Source organism: Halopseudomonas sp. 4NH20-0008 (genome assembly GCF_057548395.1).
The window spans coordinates 73,725-89,186 of sequence record NZ_BAAJMD010000010.1 but is presented as its reverse complement, the minus strand read 5'-3'; the positions used below and the strand labels follow the sequence as shown (position 1 = coordinate 89,186).

Annotated in this window: 18 protein-coding genes; 12 read left to right on the top strand and 6 right to left on the bottom strand. The window is 58.5% G+C overall.

Features of this window, described 5'->3' with window-relative positions; translation table 11 throughout:
* Nucleotides 1-43: 43 nt before the first annotated feature.
* A complete protein-coding gene (locus AC27HQ_RS11510; RefSeq protein WP_487156310.1) occupies nucleotides 44-502 on the top strand; it encodes a thiol-disulfide oxidoreductase DCC family protein in 459 nt (152 codons plus the stop codon).
* A 23-nt stretch (nucleotides 503-525) separates the two neighbouring features.
* On the opposite strand, the gene AC27HQ_RS11505 is transcribed toward AC27HQ_RS11510, so the two are convergent.
* Nucleotides 526-783 carry a DUF6482 family protein gene (locus AC27HQ_RS11505; RefSeq protein WP_487156309.1) on the bottom strand — a complete coding sequence of 86 codons (258 nt, stop codon included), beginning with the start codon at nucleotides 781-783 and terminating at the stop codon, nucleotides 526-528.
* A 268-nt stretch (nucleotides 784-1,051) separates the two neighbouring features.
* On the opposite strand from AC27HQ_RS11505, the gene folM reads away from it, so the two are divergent.
* The 6 genes from folM (at nucleotide 1,052) to AC27HQ_RS11475 (ending at nucleotide 3,924) form a co-directional block, all read left to right on the top strand.
* Complete coding sequence (folM, locus tag AC27HQ_RS11500) at nucleotides 1,052-1,753, top strand: dihydromonapterin reductase (RefSeq protein WP_487156308.1); 702 nt, start codon at nucleotides 1,052-1,054, stop codon at nucleotides 1,751-1,753.
* 20 nt (nucleotides 1,754-1,773) lie between these two features.
* Nucleotides 1,774-2,337, top strand: coding sequence for a GTP cyclohydrolase I FolE (folE, locus tag AC27HQ_RS11495; protein WP_487156307.1), 564 nt, complete (start codon nucleotides 1,774-1,776; stop codon nucleotides 2,335-2,337).
* Nucleotide 2,338: 1 nt separating this feature from the next.
* Entirely contained in the window at nucleotides 2,339-2,716 is a 378-nt protein-coding gene (folX, locus tag AC27HQ_RS11490) for a dihydroneopterin triphosphate 2'-epimerase (RefSeq protein ID WP_487156306.1), read from the top strand.
* A gap of 79 nt (nucleotides 2,717-2,795) precedes the next feature.
* Nucleotides 2,796-3,092, top strand: coding sequence for a DUF1244 domain-containing protein (locus AC27HQ_RS11485; RefSeq protein WP_487156305.1), 297 nt, complete (start codon nucleotides 2,796-2,798; stop codon nucleotides 3,090-3,092).
* Between the two features lie 2 nt (nucleotides 3,093-3,094).
* Entirely contained in the window at nucleotides 3,095-3,430 is a 336-nt protein-coding gene (locus AC27HQ_RS11480) for a HopJ type III effector protein (RefSeq protein WP_487156304.1), read from the top strand.
* Entirely contained in the window at nucleotides 3,430-3,924 is a 495-nt protein-coding gene (locus AC27HQ_RS11475; RefSeq protein WP_487156303.1) for an RDD family protein, read from the top strand. Before AC27HQ_RS11480 ends, AC27HQ_RS11475 begins: the two co-directional genes overlap by 1 nt.
* Before the next feature lie 21 nt (nucleotides 3,925-3,945).
* Here AC27HQ_RS11475 and lptG read toward each other — a convergent pair whose 3' ends face one another.
* On the bottom strand, nucleotides 3,946-5,007 hold the full coding sequence (lptG, locus tag AC27HQ_RS11470) for an LPS export ABC transporter permease LptG (RefSeq protein ID WP_487156302.1): 1,062 nt from the start codon (nucleotides 5,005-5,007) through the stop codon (nucleotides 3,946-3,948).
* The gene (gene lptF, locus AC27HQ_RS11465) at nucleotides 4,994-6,097 is read right to left on the bottom strand and encodes an LPS export ABC transporter permease LptF (RefSeq protein WP_487156301.1); all 1,104 of its coding nucleotides are present in this window, start codon (nucleotides 6,095-6,097) and stop codon (nucleotides 4,994-4,996) included. Before lptF ends, lptG begins: the two co-directional genes overlap by 14 nt.
* A gap of 148 nt (nucleotides 6,098-6,245) precedes the next feature.
* On the opposite strand from lptF, the gene AC27HQ_RS11460 reads away from it, so the two are divergent.
* The 5 genes from AC27HQ_RS11460 to yejK all read left to right on the top strand — a co-directional run bounded on the left by AC27HQ_RS11460 (nucleotide 6,246) and on the right by yejK (nucleotide 12,840).
* Nucleotides 6,246-7,739: a leucyl aminopeptidase gene (locus AC27HQ_RS11460; protein ID WP_487156300.1), complete on the top strand. Its 1,494-nt coding sequence runs from the start codon at nucleotides 6,246-6,248 to the stop codon at nucleotides 7,737-7,739.
* Nucleotides 7,740-7,859: 120 nt separating this feature from the next.
* Nucleotides 7,860-8,291 carry a DNA polymerase III subunit chi gene (locus AC27HQ_RS11455; RefSeq protein WP_487156299.1) on the top strand — a complete coding sequence of 144 codons (432 nt, stop codon included), beginning with the start codon at nucleotides 7,860-7,862 and terminating at the stop codon, nucleotides 8,289-8,291.
* Nucleotides 8,292-8,294: 3 nt separating this feature from the next.
* Nucleotides 8,295-8,807 carry a hypothetical protein gene (locus tag AC27HQ_RS11450; RefSeq protein WP_487156298.1) on the top strand — a complete coding sequence of 171 codons (513 nt, stop codon included), beginning with the start codon at nucleotides 8,295-8,297 and terminating at the stop codon, nucleotides 8,805-8,807.
* Between the two features lie 119 nt (nucleotides 8,808-8,926).
* Nucleotides 8,927-11,776 (top strand): valine--tRNA ligase, encoded by a 2,850-nt coding sequence (locus tag AC27HQ_RS11445; protein ID WP_487156297.1) that lies wholly within the window; start codon nucleotides 8,927-8,929, stop codon nucleotides 11,774-11,776.
* Nucleotides 11,777-11,832: 56 nt separating this feature from the next.
* Complete coding sequence (yejK, locus tag AC27HQ_RS11440) at nucleotides 11,833-12,840, top strand: nucleoid-associated protein YejK (RefSeq protein WP_487156296.1); 1,008 nt, start codon at nucleotides 11,833-11,835, stop codon at nucleotides 12,838-12,840.
* 78 nt (nucleotides 12,841-12,918) lie between these two features.
* On the opposite strand, the gene AC27HQ_RS11435 is transcribed toward yejK, so the two are convergent.
* From AC27HQ_RS11435 to AC27HQ_RS11425, 3 genes are all read right to left on the bottom strand, one after another.
* Nucleotides 12,919-13,503 carry a DUF4190 domain-containing protein gene (locus AC27HQ_RS11435; RefSeq protein WP_487156295.1) on the bottom strand — a complete coding sequence of 195 codons (585 nt, stop codon included), beginning with the start codon at nucleotides 13,501-13,503 and terminating at the stop codon, nucleotides 12,919-12,921.
* Nucleotides 13,504-13,578: 75 nt separating this feature from the next.
* Nucleotides 13,579-14,925: an MFS transporter gene (locus tag AC27HQ_RS11430; RefSeq protein ID WP_487156294.1), complete on the bottom strand. Its 1,347-nt coding sequence runs from the start codon at nucleotides 14,923-14,925 to the stop codon at nucleotides 13,579-13,581.
* A gap of 13 nt (nucleotides 14,926-14,938) precedes the next feature.
* Complete coding sequence (locus AC27HQ_RS11425; protein ID WP_487156293.1) at nucleotides 14,939-15,430, bottom strand: GNAT family N-acetyltransferase; 492 nt, start codon at nucleotides 15,428-15,430, stop codon at nucleotides 14,939-14,941.
* Between the last annotated feature and the right edge of the window lie 32 nt (nucleotides 15,431-15,462).

Sequence of the window (15,462 nt, the reverse complement as noted above, 5' to 3'; positions counted from 1 at the left end):
CTGAACCCTGTACATCCCTTTTAAGACCGAGAGATCCTAAGGTATGCCTATCCCTGATCCTGCCTGGCCACTGACGCTGTTCTATGATGGTGACTGCCCTTTGTGCCTGCGTGAAATTCACATGTTTGAGAACCGCAATCACCAGCAGAACCTGTTACTTGAAGATATCGCTGCACAGGACAGCATACCCCTGCCCGGCCTGAGCCGAGAGCAAATGCTTGAGTGCCTGCATGCCCGCTTTGCTGACGGACGCGTAGTCACAGGTATAGACGCAACCTACTGGAGCTACCATGCCGTTGGCCTTGGCTGGGTGATCAAGCCCCTTGGCTGGCGCTGGGCCAGACCTTTCTGGCAGATGGCCTATCGTCTTTTCTGTCGACTTCGCCCGGGAATTGCACGCCTGGTCCCGATGCCTGGAGCACGGTGCCAGGATGGTCAATGTGATATCGCTGCGATCAACAAAAAGGACATTGCCACCAAGCAGCAGAACAAGACCCACTGATCCAAACCAACGACTTTAGCGGGCTAACGCCCAATAACCTCATCCTGTGGCACCCTCACCTGCAACGCTACGCCGCAAAAGCCGATCTTGCATAGCCGCGAACGCACATCACCCAGGCTGCGCCAAAACAGAGGCTGACCTTGAGCATCGGTAATGGGTTGCGCGGCCTGACCCTGTGGAATTACCTGTACGCTGTACCGCCCCAGACAACTATGCGTGATAATATCGAGCCGCTGAATGCTGCCGAGCCGCCTGGCGCGCTTGAGATCGACTAGCGTCATGACAATTCACCTCATGAGTAACGCTGCTTTGTATAAGTTTTATAATACAAGGCAACAGCACCAAGACACAGTCATGCACCAAAAAACCGCAATTCAGACATGCATTCTTACGAATGACATCAGGGATTGATCATTACAATGCGGCAAATAGTTGTACAAGCAATCGCATTGGTATAAGTTTAATGAAGGAGTTGGTAATGCATGACCTTGCCGCTGTACCCCGGTTATGGATTACCAGCTCCTGACCCAACCACCTCCTGAGAACGCCATGGACACACGACAGACCATTCTGATAACTGGCGGCGCGCAGCGCGTTGGTCTTCATTGTGCCCGTCGCCTGCTGCAAGACGGATTCCGTGTTGTTGTTACTGCCCGACACCTGAGCGAAGAACGTCAGCAGCTTCGGAACGAAGGGTTGGAGCTCATGCAGGCAGACTTTTCCAGCCTGCAAGGCATCCAGACTTTCATTACCGAATTCAAAGACCTGCAACCGCGCTTGCGCACACTGATTCACAACGCCTCGCTGTGGCTGATAGATGATCAAAGCCCGGATGCGCTGCAGCAGATGTTTATGGTGCACATGCAGGCACCGATGCTGATCAATCTGGCCTGCGCCGAGCTGTTCGAGCCAGCGCCATCTGCTGACATCATTCACATCACCGACTATGCAGCACAGCGCGGCAGTCACAAACACACCGGTTACTGCGCCAGCAAAGCCGGGCTGGAAAACCTCAGCCTATCCTTCGCCAAACGCCTGGCCCCGGACATCAAGGTGAACGCTATTGCCCCGGCACTGATCATGTTCAATGAACAGGACAGCCCGGAATACCGCCAGAAAACTCTGGCCAAGTCAGCCTTGGGCATCGAGCCGGGCCCCGACGTGGTATACCAGTCCATCCGCTATCTGATGGACAATCCCTATGTAACAGGAACCAGTCTGACCCTGAACGGTGGCAGACATTTGCTATGACAGCCAAAGAGACCCCTGCGATGAGCCTAGAAAACCTCACACAGAACTACCACGACATCCTTACCAACCTGGGTGAGGATACGGCGCGGGATGGCCTCAAGGGCACACCCTTGCGTGCTGCCAAAGCCATGCAGTTCCTGTGCAGGGGCTATGACCAGTCGCTGGAGGAGATTGTCAATGGCGCGCTGTTCGCCTCCGACAACGATGAAATGGTCATCGTCAAGGACATAGAGCTTTATTCCCTGTGCGAACATCACATGCTGCCCTTTATCGGCAAGGCCCATGTCGCCTATATCCCTACCGGGCAGGTTATCGGCCTGTCGAAGGTGGCACGTATCGTCGATATGTTTGCCCGACGCCTGCAGATTCAGGAAAACCTCACCCGGCAAATCGCTGAAGCCCTGCAATCGGTGACCAATGCCAAAGGCGTGGCCGTGGTGATTGAAGCCAAGCACATGTGCATGATGATGCGCGGCGTCGAGAAGCAGAACTCCTCTATGCACAGCTCCGTGATGCTGGGTGCCTTCCGCGATTCAGTGAACACCCGCCAGGAGTTCCTGCAACTGATTGGTCGGAGTCGCTGAAATGCCCAAGCTGACACCCGGCATGGCCCGTATCCGGGTCAAGGACCTGCGCCTGCGGACCTTTATTGGCATCAATGACGATGAAATACGCAACAAGCAGGATGTCCTGATCAATTTGACCATACTTTACCCGGCTGACGATGCCGTGGCGGTCAATCAGATAGACAAGGCACTGAACTACCGCACCATCACCAAAGCCATCATTCGCCATGTCGAAGAAAATCGCTTTGCCCTGTTGGAACGCCTGACCAAGGAAGTACTCGATCTGGTCATGGCCTATCCGCAGGTGCATTACGCCGAGGTGGAAATCGACAAGCCCCATGCATTGCGCTTTGCCGAGTCGGTGTCCATTACCCTGACCGACAGCCGCGAACTCTGACCTCGCCGCAAAGATTGCCGCTGTCGCAGCAGGTCAGTATTATCCGAGCGAGCAAGCCCTGACCCCTGCGGAGTTGATCATGACCAAACAAGAGCGCATCGAGCTTGAAGCAGCCGCCTTTCGTAACCTGCTGGTGCACCTCAGCAGTCGCAAGGATGTGCAGAATATCGACCTGATGACCCTGGCTGGTTTCTGTCGCAACTGCCTGGCCAAATGGTACAAGAGCGCGGCCGACGACATGGAGATCGAGCTGAGCCTGGAGCAGGCCCGCGAAGCCATTTACGGCATGCCCTACAGCGAATGGAAAAGCAAATACCAGAAGGAAGCCAGTGCCGCGCAACAGGCCGCCTTCGATAAATCCCAGAAACAGGACTGACCATGCCCGTACCCGCTTTTCTTGCCGCCCTCGAGCGCGGAGAGATTCGCTTTGCCGATACCCTGAGCCTGATAGAAAACCTATACCATTATCAGCCCAGCGCCTTTGACAATGGTCACGTGCACAACAGTGCAGAACAGAATCAAGGCTCGTGCAAAGTACTGGCCATGGCCATCGACCAGGGCCTGAACGACCAACAGGCGCTGCAATGCTTTGCCGAACATTATCAATCCGTGCTGAACAACCCGGACGGTAGCGACCACGCCAATATTCGCGCACTGATGATTACCGGTCTGGCGGGCGTGCGCTTTGCGTCACCCCCACTGGTGCGTCGCTGATGGCCGTGAGCATGCTGGAACCGGCCGGCAGTTTCCCGGCCGCAGGTCTGGGTCGACGACTGGCCAGCGCCTTTTACGATATGTGGCTGTGCCTGGCACTGATGATGACCCTGACGCTGGTCTACCAACAGGGCATCCTGCGCCTGATACATGGCAGCGAGGCACTTAAAACGCTGTCGGACACCGGCGCACTGGACCGCGACCCGATTCTCAGTCTGATCCTCCTGGCTGGCCTGCTTAGTTTCTTCGGTTTGTTCTGGAGTAAAAAGGGTCAGACCCTGGGCATGCAGGTCTGGCGCGTCAGGCTGCAGCAACCCGACGGGCGCTCTATCAGCTTGCGTCAGGTTCTGATTCGCTTTGTCGTGGCTGTTCCAGCCTGGCTATGTGGCGGGCTCGGCATAATCTGGGTTTTCTTCGATCCGCAGTCACGCAGTTGGCAGGACATTGCCAGTGGTACGCAGCTGGTAACCCTGCCCAAAGGCACCTTCAAGTAGCGCTCACCGGCCTCCGGGACATCACCCCGCGCGACGCATCAGCACCGCGCCCATCATGAACAACAAGACGATGGGCAACAGCACGGCGATCAGCGGTGAAAAACCAAAGACCAGGCTGGACGGCCCGAGCAGGTCCTGCAGTATCCGAAAGCTGAAGCCAACCAGCACCCCGGTAAAGACCCGCTGGCCCAGAGTCACCGATCGGAGCGGGCCAAAGACAAAAGAAATGGCGACGAACACCAGGGCCATGGTGGCCAAGGGTTGCAGCATTTTTTTCCAGAACGCCAGCCAATAGGGACTGTTGTTCAACCCCTGCTCGGCCAGGTATTGCTGGTATTGCCAGATCCCCTTGAGTGGCAGTACATCCGGGTCCAGTACCACCACCTTGAGCAGTTCAGAGGACAACAGAATCTCCCAGCGCTGCTGGTGCTGTTGTTCGATCTGACTGTGACCGTTCTCCAGGAAAGCCGTGGTCTCAACATCTTCCATCAGCCAATGGTCTTCCTGAACCATCGCGCGCTGGGCAAAGCTGGCTTCGAGCAGCCGTCGATTGCCATCAAACCGATAACGCGTGACCCCGTGCAATACCCCATTGGGCTGCACCGCATTGATATGCAGAAAGTCGTTACCTTCACGGTGCCACAGACCCTTGGAACCGAATACCTCGCCACCACCCTGGACCATCGAGCGGCGACTCTCGGCCAGATTCTCGCTGTAGGGCGCCACATATTCACCCAGCAGCACGCCAGCCAGCATCAATACCAGCAGTGGCTTCATCACTGCGCCGACGATGCGCGTTACCGACACGCCAGCCGCGCGCATGATGGTCAGCTCGGAATTGCTGGCCAGGCTACCAAGACCAATCAGGCAACCCACCAAGGCTGCCAACGGCAGCATGTCGTAAAGTCTGCGCGGCAGGGTCAGAAGCGTATAACTCAAGGCATCGAGGGCGCCGTAATTACCCTCCACGTCATCCAGCTCGTTGATAAAGGCGAACAACAGATCCAGCCCGAGAATAATCAGCGCAACAATCAGGATGCTCAGCAATACGCTATTGCCGATATAACGATCAAGCCGACGCATGCTGACCTCCGGATACACGGGACGGCGCCGTCAACGTCTTGAAGTTGAGCCCCAGCCCTACCAGCAAGAACAACAGATGCACCCACCACAAACCCAGTGCTGCTGGCAGCTTGCCGTTTTCCATCCAGCCACGGGCACTGATCAGCAGCGCCAGATACGCCATATACAAGATGACGGCAGGCAAGAGCTTGAGGAAGCGCCCCTGCCGTGGGTTGACCCTGGCCAGTGGCACGGCAAAAAAGGCCACCACAAATACCAGCAGCGGGATACTCAGACGCCATTGCAGTTCGGCCTGAAGGCGCACATCCGGCTGTCCCAACAAGGACAGGGTCGGCATGGCTTCGCGGTCGGTGACCTCGCGAGCGACTTCCGGACGCGGCAGCAACACACCGTAGGTGTCGTATTGAATAATGCGGAAATCAGCCGAGCCGGGCCGGCCGTCATAACGATAACCCTGATTCAGCACCAGATAGCGACTGCCATCAGGGTTCATTTGCTGACGGCCTGATTCCGCCACCAAGACACCCAGCCGCGCTTCAGTCCCGCTATCAGCCCGCTCGGTAATGAATAGATCATGCAATTCGGTACGGTCTTCCGACAGCCCGCCCGCATAGGTCACCCGCTGACCTGATCCCAGGGACTGAAAGCGCCCCGCCGCCAAGGTATCAAACTCGGTCATGGCATCCTGCTCATTGAACAGTTGCTGGGTCTTGAGCACCCCGGCCGGGGCTATCCACAGACTCAACAATCCAACAAGCATGGCCACCAGCAGCGCCGAGCCCTGGGTATAACCGAGAATTTTGCGGTCACTCATGCCAGTGGCCGACAACACGGTCATTTCGCTGTCCAGGTACAGGCGACCGTAGGCAAGCAAAATGCCCAGGAACAGCCCCAGTGGCAAAATCAGCACCATAAAGCCCGGCAGGCGGTAGCCCATGATCAGAAACAGCACACCCGGATCAAGTTGCCCCGCGGCAGCCTGTGCCAGGTATTTGATAAAGCGACCGCTCATGATGATAAGCAGCAGCACTCCGCTGACCGCCGTCAGGGTCAACAGTACTTCGCGGCTCAGGTATCGAAACACAATCACAATAAGGTCCTTTGCTCCCGGCAGGTGAATAAGCCAGAATGCGAGTATTACGACGCTGGTTGCGGGCGCCAGGGCGAGTTCGGCACTAGCCGATCAGTTCTGAGGGCGTATTATCAGCCAATCCACATCATTTGTCTTGGGGAGCACCATGGAGTTCAACATCAAGCAGGGTTCACTGGCTACTATCAAGACCGGCTGTCTGGTCGTTGGCATCAGCGAAGCCAAGTCACTCAGCGGTCCCGCAGCCGAACTCGACAAGGCCTGTAACGGCCAGATCAGTGCCGCAGTGAAGCAGGGCGACATCAGTGGCAAGGCTGGCCAGAGCCTGATGCTGTTTGGCTTGCCTGGCATCAGCGCACAGCGCCTGCTGCTGCTCGGTACCGGCAAGGACGAACCGCTCAGTGATCGCGCCTACCGCAAGCTGGTTCAGAAACTCAGCGCCACCCTGAAGGATGGCGGCGCCACTGACGCCCTGCTGACCTTGCCATCCGTCGCGGTCAAGGATCGTGATCTGTACAGCCGCACTCGCATGCTGGTGGAAACCCTGCGTGAAAGCCTGTACCAGTTCGACCAGTTCAAGAGCCAGAAAGCCAGCAAGCCCAAGCTGAAAAAGTGCCTGCTGTGGAGCGCCAACAAAGCCGAAGCCGACCAGCTGGGCCAGGCCATCAGCCACGGTCAGGCGATCAGCGACGGCACCGACCTGACCCGCACCCTGGGCAACCAGCCGGGCAATATCTGCACCCCAAGCCATCTGGCCAAGGAAGCCCGCGCGCTGGCCAAGGCGCATAAAGAGCTTGAAGTTGAGGTGCTTGAAGAGAAAGACATGAAAGCCCTCGGCATGGGCTCGCTGCTGTCGGTCAGCGCCGGCAGTGCTGAGCCAGCCAAGTTGATCCGCTTCAGTTATCAGGGTGGCAAGGCCAAGGACAAGCCGCATATGCTGGTCGGCAAGGGCATCACCTTCGATACCGGCGGGATCAGCCTCAAGCCCGGCCTCAACATGGACGAAATGAAGTACGACATGTGCGGTGCCGCCACGGTATTCGGGGTGGTCAAGGCGGTGGTCAGCCTCAAGCTGCCAATTAACCTGGTGTGCCTGATTGCAGCGGCGGAAAACATGCCCAGCGGAACCGCCACCAAGCCCGGCGATATTGTTACCAGCATGTCAGGCCAGACCATTGAAATCCTCAACACCGATGCCGAGGGCCGCCTGGTTCTGTGTGACGCGCTGACCTACGCCGAGCGTTTCAAACCCGCCAGCGTAGTCGACATCGCCACCCTGACCGGCGCTTGCATCGTAGCACTGGGCAGCAATGTCTCGGGCCTGATGGGTAACAATGAAGCCTTGGTACAGAAACTGCTCGACGCCGGTAAACAGGCCGATGACCGCGCCTGGGAACTGCCGCTGTATGACGAATATCAGGAGCAACTGGACAGCCCCTTCGCCGACATCGCCAATATCGGCGGCCCCAAGGCCGGCACCATTACCGCGGGCTGTTTCCTCTCGCGTTTTACCAAGGCTTACCCCTGGGCGCACCTGGACATCGCCGGCACCGCCTGGATCAGCGGCGGCAAGGACAAGGGCGCCACCGGCCGACCGGTACCGATGCTGGTTCAGTATCTGCTTGATCAGGCCTCCGCTTGATCAGGCCACGGCCTGATCAAGCAGCTACAAGCTGCAAGCTGCAAGCTGCAAGCAAACAGTGTTACTTGCTGGCCTGTTGCTTTAGCTTGCCGCTTACAGCTTGAAGCTTGGAGCTGAAGTATGACCCGCATCGATTTCTACCTGCTCTCCAGCGACAATCCGGATGCCCGTCTGGAGTATGCCTGCCGGCTGAGTCACAAGGCCTGGAGCAAGGGGCATCAGGTCTACCTGCATTGCCATGACAGTCAGCAGGCCGAGCAACTGGACCAGTTACTCTGGTCCTTTCGCGCCGACGCCTTTGTACCCCATGACCTGCAGAGCGAGCGCCCGCAGGGCCAGGTGGTCTGCGGTTATAGCGAGGACCCCGGCGAGCACCATGACCTGCTGATCAACCTGAGCGATGCTACTCCGGTTTTTTTCAGCCGCTTCAACCGACTGGCAGAAATTGTCGTGGAGCAGGACAGCATTCGTCTGCCAGCCAGAGAGCGCTTCCGTTTTTACCGTGAACGGGGCTATCCTCTGCAGACGCACCCAATACGGACGGCGGGATGAATCATGACGCAGCGCGACCCCTCAGAACCCTCACGCCTGCTTAAAGATCTTGAGTCCATTCGCACCCTGCTTGATGAGCAGGCCGAAGAGGACGCCCAAACAACTGCGCCATCCCAGGCGCAGATGGACATTCCCCTGCTCAACGATGTCATCGCTGAAACCATTGCAACCGAACCTGGTTCTGGTCATGCGCAGGGCACTCCCGTCCAGACGCCACCAGCCGGACCCAAGCCCAACCCGTTCCTGCCCTATGATCAATTGGCCCGACTGGCTGAAGAGCGCATGCAGCTGGACCGTCTGATGGCCGGGCATGCCCCGCCAGCAGCTAAAACCAGCACCCCGCCGCCCTTCAATCCGCATACCGGCGCCCGTGAAGTGCGTATGGAGTCACGTCTGCGGGCCGAAGCGCAGCTCATACTGCAGGATGTCATTGACGATCTGATCCCCACGATCGAAGCCGAACTGCGCAACCGTCTTCAAGGCAAGATTGAACAGATAGTCAAGGAACAACTTTAATAGCCAACGGACTGGGACTCAGCCCGCAGCGCCCGCTATAATGCCCGTTTTGCGATTGCCGCCCAGCCACTGGGACAATGCCTGCGTCGCCTGCACACAACCGGACAGCCAAGACACCCATGGACAAGACTTACCAGCCCAACGCCATCGAAACCGCCTGGTACCAGAACTGGGAGCAGAACAATTACTTTGCTCCGCAGGGCGCAGGCGCGTCCTACACCATCGCCCTGCCACCGCCGAACGTTACCGGCAGCCTGCACATGGGCCACGGCTTCAATAACGCGATCATGGATGCACTGATCCGCTTCCGCCGCATGCAGGGCCGCAACACCCTGTGGCAACCGGGTACCGACCATGCCGGCATCGCCACCCAGATGGTGGTCGAGCGCCAGCTCGCCGCCCAGGGTCAGTCGCGCCATGACCTGGGTCGGGAGCAATTCCTCGAGAAGGTCTGGGAATGGAAGGAAGAGTCCGGCGGCACCATCACCCGGCAGATCCGCCGCCTGGGCAGCTCGGTGGACTGGAGTCGTGAACGCTTCACCATGGATGAAGGCCTGTCCGAAGCCGTCAAGGAAGCCTTCGTACGCCTGCACGAAGATGGCCTGATCTATCGCGGCAAGCGCCTGGTCAACTGGGACCCGAAACTGCACACGGCGATTTCCGACCTGGAAGTGGAAAACCACGACGAGACCGGTTCGCTGTGGAATCTGCGCTACCCGCTGGCCGATGGCGCCACCACCGCCGACGGCAAGAACTATCTGATTGTTGCCACCACCCGTCCGGAAACCATGCTGGGCGACAGCGCGGTCGCCGTTAACCCGGAAGATGAGCGCTACCAGGCGTTGATTGGCCAGTTCGTCGAGCTGCCACTGGTCGGTCGACGCATCCCGATTGTCGGCGACGATTACTGTGACCCGGCATTCGGTACCGGCTGCGTGAAGATCACCCCAGCCCACGACTTCAACGACTACGAGGTCGGCAAGCGCCATGCCCTGCCCCTGATCAATATCCTCGACAAGGATGCGGCGATTCTTGCCCGCGCCCAGGTGTTCAATATTGACGGCAGCGTCAATGACGCATTTGACGCCAGCCTGCCGCTCGCCTATGCCGGGCTGGACCGCTTCGAGGCGCGCAAGCAGATTGTCGCCGACTTTGACGCCGCCGGACTGCTGGAAAAGATCGAGCCGCACGCACTCAAGGTACCCAAGGGCGACCGCTCCGGGGTGGTGATCGAGCCCTGGCTGACCGATCAGTGGTATGTCTCCACCAAGCCGCTGGCCGAACAGGCCATCGCTGCGGTGGAAGACGGCCGCATCCAGTTCGTACCCAAGCAGTACGAAAACATGTACTTCTCCTGGATGCGCGATATTCAGGACTGGTGCATCTCGCGCCAGCTCTGGTGGGGTCACCGCATCCCGGCCTGGTACGACGAGACCGGTCAGGTCTATGTTGGCCGCGATGAAGCCGAAGTGCGCGCCAAGTACAAGCTTGGCAATGCCGTACTGCGTCAGGACGAAGACGTACTGGATACCTGGTTCAGCTCCGGCCTGTGGACCTTCTCCACCCTCGGCTGGCCGGAACAGACCGAAGCGCTGAAGACCTTCCACCCGACCGATGTGCTGGTGACCGGCTTCGATATCATCTTCTTCTGGGTCGCACGCATGATCATGCTGACCATGCATCTGATGAAGCATGACGACGGCAGCGCGCAGATCCCGTTCAAGACCGTCTATGTACATGGTCTGGTACGTGATGGTCAGGGCCAGAAGATGTCCAAGTCCAAGGGCAACGTGCTTGACCCGCTGGATATCATCGACGGCATCGATCTCGAGTCACTGGTCAAGAAACGCACCAGCGGCATGATGCAGCCGAAACTGGCGGAAAAGATCGAGAAGCAGACCCGCGCCGAATTCCCTGAGGGCATCGCCGCCTACGGCACCGACGCGCTGCGCTTCACCAACTGCTCGCTGGCCTCGACCGGCCGCGATATCAAGTTCGACATGGGTCGGGTTGAGGGCTACCGCAACTTCTGCAACAAGATCTGGAACGCTGCGCGCTATGTGATGATGCAGTGCGAAGACAAAGACTGTGGTACAGCCGGAGAACAGGTGGAGTTGACCCTGGCTGATCGCTGGATCATCTCGCAACTGCAGCGCACCGAAGCCGAAGTGACCCGTCAGCTCGAGCAGTTCCGCTTTGATCTGGCCGCCACCGCGCTGTACGAATTTATCTGGAACCAGTACTGCGATTGGTATCTGGAACTGTCCAAGCCGGTGCTCTGGGATGAAAACGCGCCAGCCGAGCGTCAGCGTGGCACTCGACGCACCCTGGTGCGGGTGCTGGAAGCCGCCCTGCGTCTGGCCCATCCCTTTATGCCCTTTATCACCGAAGAAATCTGGCAGCGTATCGCCCCGATGGCCGGCAAAAGCGGCCCGACCATCATGCTGCAGCCCTGGCCCGAAGCCGACGACAGCCGTATCGATGCCGCCGCCGAAGGCGACATCGAATGGCTCAAGGCATTGATCCTCGGTGTGCGTAATATTCGCGGTGAAATGAACGTGTCCCCCGGCAAGGAACTGGAACTGCTGCTGCGCAAGGCCGGCTCTGAAGATCAGCGCCGCCTGACAGACAACGACACCTTCCTGAAGAAGCTGGCCAAACTCTCGTCCATTCGGATATTGGCCGAGGGCGAAGAAGCACCGCTGTCCGCCACCGCGCTGGTGGGTGAGCTGGAAGTACTGGTACCCATGGCCGGGCTGATCGACAAGACGGCTGAGCTGGCGCGCCTGGACAAGGAAATTGCCCGCCTGCAGGGTGAAGTTCAGCGCATTGGCGGCAAGCTGAGCAACCCCGGCTTTGTCGACAAGGCGCCACCGGCGGTGATCGACAAGGAGCGCGCCAAGCTCGACGAAGCCGACAAGGCACTGGCCCAGCTCAGCGAACAACGCGCGCATATTGCCGGTCTTTGAACTGACGGCCGAGGCATTGCTCGGCCAGTCCGCCACACCAACACAGAAGAAACTGCATGCCCATCGATAACAGCATCGTGCACCAGATTCACAAGAAGCCTGACGGCCAGCCCGCCAGCCTGACCCTGCGCGATGCCGAACTGCTCACCTCGGAGGCCCTGGAGCAACTGCTGGCCGGCCTGATCGAAGCCTATAACAGCAAGCCGAACAAGGCCTGGGGCTACTTTCAGGAAGAAAGCGGCGCCTACCCCTTCAGTGGCTGGTTGCAGCAGTTGATTGATCAGGAGATGGATTTCGTTGGCTTTTCCGCCAAGGCCAGCGAGCAGCTGAAGACCTTGATGGAAGCCTCCAACCTGGCACTCGGCGGACACGTGCTGTTTATCCGCTATCGCCAGGGCATGACTGCCTTCCTGATCATCGCCCTGTTGCACCACACCGAGGGTGTCACGGTGACCGACCAACTCGATGTGGCCGCCGCGCGCCATCTGGATCTGTCCGCCCTGAATATGGCGGCGCGCATCAATCTGACCGAGTGGAAACAGAACGCCAGCTCAAAACAGTACATTTCCTTTATCCGTGGCCGCAGCGGCAAGCGCGTATCCGATTACTTCAGGGACTTTATTGGCTGTGTCGAAGGCGCCAACCCGGAGCAGGAAACCACCACGCTGCTGCAGGCCTTTCAGGACTATGTGGGCGAAGCCGACATGGAGCCGGTGGTCGTGCGCGACAAGGCCAAGGCCATGAGCGGCTACGTCAGCAGCCAGGCCAGGCAGGGTGAGCAGGTGGCCCTGGAAGAACTCTCAGGCCTGATCAACGATGAGCAGCCTCGGGCCTTCTACGACTATATCCGTAACAAGGACTATGGCCTGTCGCCGGAAATCCCCCCGGACAAACGCACCATGAGCAACTTCATGCGCTTTTATGGCAAGGCCGATGGCCTGTCGATCAGCTTTGAAGCGCACCTGCTGGGTGAACGGGTTGAATATGACGAAGGCCAGGATTCATTGGTGATCAAACACCCGCCCAAGGGACTGGTGCAGCAACTGCGCAACAAGCGGCGTTAAACGACGGGTCAGGGAGCCGGATACGGCCGACAGCGACCAGCGGCGGCGAATCTGCGCTGAAAAACGCAGATCACTCGTTCAGTCGGCAAACATCTCAAGACCGATCACCGCCATAAAACCCAAAGTAATCAATAACCCCAGATAGCCCAGCAGCAGGCCGGCCAAAGCCAGGCCATCGCCGCCCAGAGCACCATCGCTGTCCCTGATATTCGCCCGCGCAATGTGTCCACAGATAACCGCGATCAGCGAGCCAAAAAAAACCAGCCCAACGAGACCAGCAATCAGGCTGATAATCGCTAATGGCGAGGTTTTCTGTACCGGGGCGGCTGCGACACCCCGGCGGGTCTCAATCCGGGCAGTTGGGGGCGGGGGAGAGACGGTCGGCGTAGCCACTGCCGACGGAGAGGATACTGGCCCACGACGAAAACGCGACTCCATGGAGGGTGCTACCGCCACCTTCAATACGGCATCGCTATCCTTCGCGGCTTTCAGGCACTTGATTCGCGTCGCCTGGCCATTATTGCCCATAAAGGACACCCGATCGCCCCTTGCTGGTCGTCCCTGACTGGCCCAGTCAGCCATTACAAATGCATAACGCACGCCGCTGTCGGCGCGCACTTCACCGGGCTCTGACCCTGGTATCTGTAATACCAAACCTTCCATTATTCTGTTCCTTATGAATAAGCCTGTTGCATTGCATGTCAGCGACTCGCGCTCAGCCAGGTGCCCGGCAGCACATCATGCCGCCTGTTCGCTCTGTTCGTCCTGCCAGAGCTCGGCTACTGCCATGCCCCGCGCCTCGCGCATCGGCAGCACAGAAGCAATCGCCAGCACAAAAAGCAGCAAACAGAACACGATGGCATCAGCCAGACCTAAACCCCACTGCATCAGACCAAGACCAACAATGCCGAAGACTGCGGCTAACTTCGAAGCCATGCCCCACAAGCCAAAAAATTCCGCCGCCTTGCCCTGCGGCGTGAGCACCCCGACCAACGCCCGGGTAGCCGACTGCGAAGAACCAAGACTCACACCCGCCAATACTCCGGCCAACAGAAACACGTATTGCGCCTGCCACTGCACGTCAAACCAGTCACGCAGCAGCTCAGTAAGGGCCAACGTCTGCCAGATCGCCAGTATCGCAATCAACCACAGCATCAGGGTTATCAAGTAGGTTGTACGCGCACCAATATAACTCTGCAGCCAACCGAAACCAACGGCACCCAATGCTGCAGTGATTTGAACGACAATGAACATCAGGACGCGCACATGCTCATCCCAGCCGATCACCTGCGCGCCGTAAATAAAGGAAAAGGCAATGATGATATAGACCCCCGCCATGGCGAAAAACACCGAGATCAGCAGGTAGCGCAAATCCTTGAAGCGATTGACCTCACGCCAGGTACGCTGCAGGCGGCCAACACCAATGCTCAGCAAGCCCTGGCCAACAGGCCTGAGCCGTGCGCTGCCGCGTTCGCGCAGCCAGACAAAAGTCGGAATCGCCGCCAGCAGGAAAAACACCCCGGCAAAGGGACCCACCCAGCGCACGGTATCGTAGTTCTCCAGTGACACCTCGCCGAGAAACAACAGTGCAAAGGCCGCCGCCACCAGCCCGCCAATATAGCCCAGACCCCAGCCCAGGCCGGAAATCCAGCCCAGCGCGCTGCGCGGCCCCAGGTCGGTGAGAAAGCTGGCAATAAAGCCCTCGCCAATGGCATAGGCAAAATTGGAGACCACAATCAGCAGCATGGCCAGCAGCACCCAACCCGGCTCAACCACATAGAGCATGGCTGTAGCCACCACGGTCAGCAGATAACTGGCAAACAGAAAGCGCTTGCGGCTCGCGGTAAAGTCCATGATCGCGCCGCAGACCGGGTTGGCCAGCACCACCAGAAGATAACTGATGGCCAGGGCCAAGCTCCAGAGCAGATTGCCAAGCCGATAGTCAGGGGCATCGCCCACTATCACGCGGGTAAACAGATCGCCGTAGATCACCGTGATGATCAGCAGGGTATAGCCCTGATTGGCAAAGTCGAACATCGCCCAACCGAAGATCTCGCGTTTCGCTGCCAGCCTGGTGGCGCCCATGACCTGCCCCTGATCAAACGGTGAGTTTTTTCTGCCAGAACAGTGCCCGCCCCATCAAGGGGTCCAGTTGATAACCGGCAAAACCGAGCCTGGCGTAGGACTTCTGGGCCGATGCATTGCCCTCCAGCACCTCCAGAGTCAGCTTGCAGCAGCCGCGCTCACGCGCTATTTGCTCGATCCTTTCCAACATCAGTTGGCTGATGCCCTGGCCGCGATAATCAGCCAACACCATCACATCATGGATATTGACCAGGGGTTGAGCAACAAAAGTGGAAAAGCCCATAAAACAATTAACCAGGCCCACCGCCTGCTCACCCGCATAGGCCAGCACACTGAAGGCCTGTGGCAGCGCTGCCAGGCGTGGCACCAGGTTCTGCATGGCCGCCGCCGACAAGGGCTCAGCACCGCCCATCGGGTCACGGGCATAGGCATCCATCAGGTCAACTATCGCCTCGGCATGCCCGGGGTTATGGTAATCAGCATCGATAACAGTGACTGGCAGCACGCAATACACCTCAAGACATGAAAATCCAGCTA

Bases quoted from the DNA above. Each gene is read 5' to 3' on its own strand.
- AC27HQ_RS11510 (WP_487156310.1), top strand. From the start codon at position 44: ATGCCTATCCCTGATCCTGCCTGGCCACTGACGCTGTTCTATGATGGT.
- AC27HQ_RS11505 (WP_487156309.1), bottom strand. From the start codon at position 783: ATGACGCTAGTCGATCTCAAGCGCGCCAGGCGGCTCGGCAGCATTCAG.
- folM (WP_487156308.1), top strand. From the start codon at position 1,052: ATGGACACACGACAGACCATTCTGATAACTGGCGGCGCGCAGCGCGTT.
- folE (WP_487156307.1), top strand. From the start codon at position 1,774: ATGAGCCTAGAAAACCTCACACAGAACTACCACGACATCCTTACCAAC.
- folX (WP_487156306.1), top strand. From the start codon at position 2,339: ATGCCCAAGCTGACACCCGGCATGGCCCGTATCCGGGTCAAGGACCTG.
- AC27HQ_RS11485 (WP_487156305.1), top strand. From the start codon at position 2,796: ATGACCAAACAAGAGCGCATCGAGCTTGAAGCAGCCGCCTTTCGTAAC.
- AC27HQ_RS11480 (WP_487156304.1), top strand. From the start codon at position 3,095: ATGCCCGTACCCGCTTTTCTTGCCGCCCTCGAGCGCGGAGAGATTCGC.
- AC27HQ_RS11475 (WP_487156303.1), top strand. From the start codon at position 3,430: ATGGCCGTGAGCATGCTGGAACCGGCCGGCAGTTTCCCGGCCGCAGGT.
- lptG (WP_487156302.1), bottom strand. From the start codon at position 5,007: ATGCGTCGGCTTGATCGTTATATCGGCAATAGCGTATTGCTGAGCATC.
- AC27HQ_RS11460 (WP_487156300.1), top strand. From the start codon at position 6,246: ATGGAGTTCAACATCAAGCAGGGTTCACTGGCTACTATCAAGACCGGC.
- AC27HQ_RS11455 (WP_487156299.1), top strand. From the start codon at position 7,860: ATGACCCGCATCGATTTCTACCTGCTCTCCAGCGACAATCCGGATGCC.
- AC27HQ_RS11450 (WP_487156298.1), top strand. From the start codon at position 8,295: ATGACGCAGCGCGACCCCTCAGAACCCTCACGCCTGCTTAAAGATCTT.
- AC27HQ_RS11445 (WP_487156297.1), top strand. From the start codon at position 8,927: ATGGACAAGACTTACCAGCCCAACGCCATCGAAACCGCCTGGTACCAG.
- yejK (WP_487156296.1), top strand. From the start codon at position 11,833: ATGCCCATCGATAACAGCATCGTGCACCAGATTCACAAGAAGCCTGAC.
- AC27HQ_RS11435 (WP_487156295.1), bottom strand. From the start codon at position 13,503: ATGGAAGGTTTGGTATTACAGATACCAGGGTCAGAGCCCGGTGAAGTG.
- AC27HQ_RS11430 (WP_487156294.1), bottom strand. From the start codon at position 14,925: ATGGGCGCCACCAGGCTGGCAGCGAAACGCGAGATCTTCGGTTGGGCG.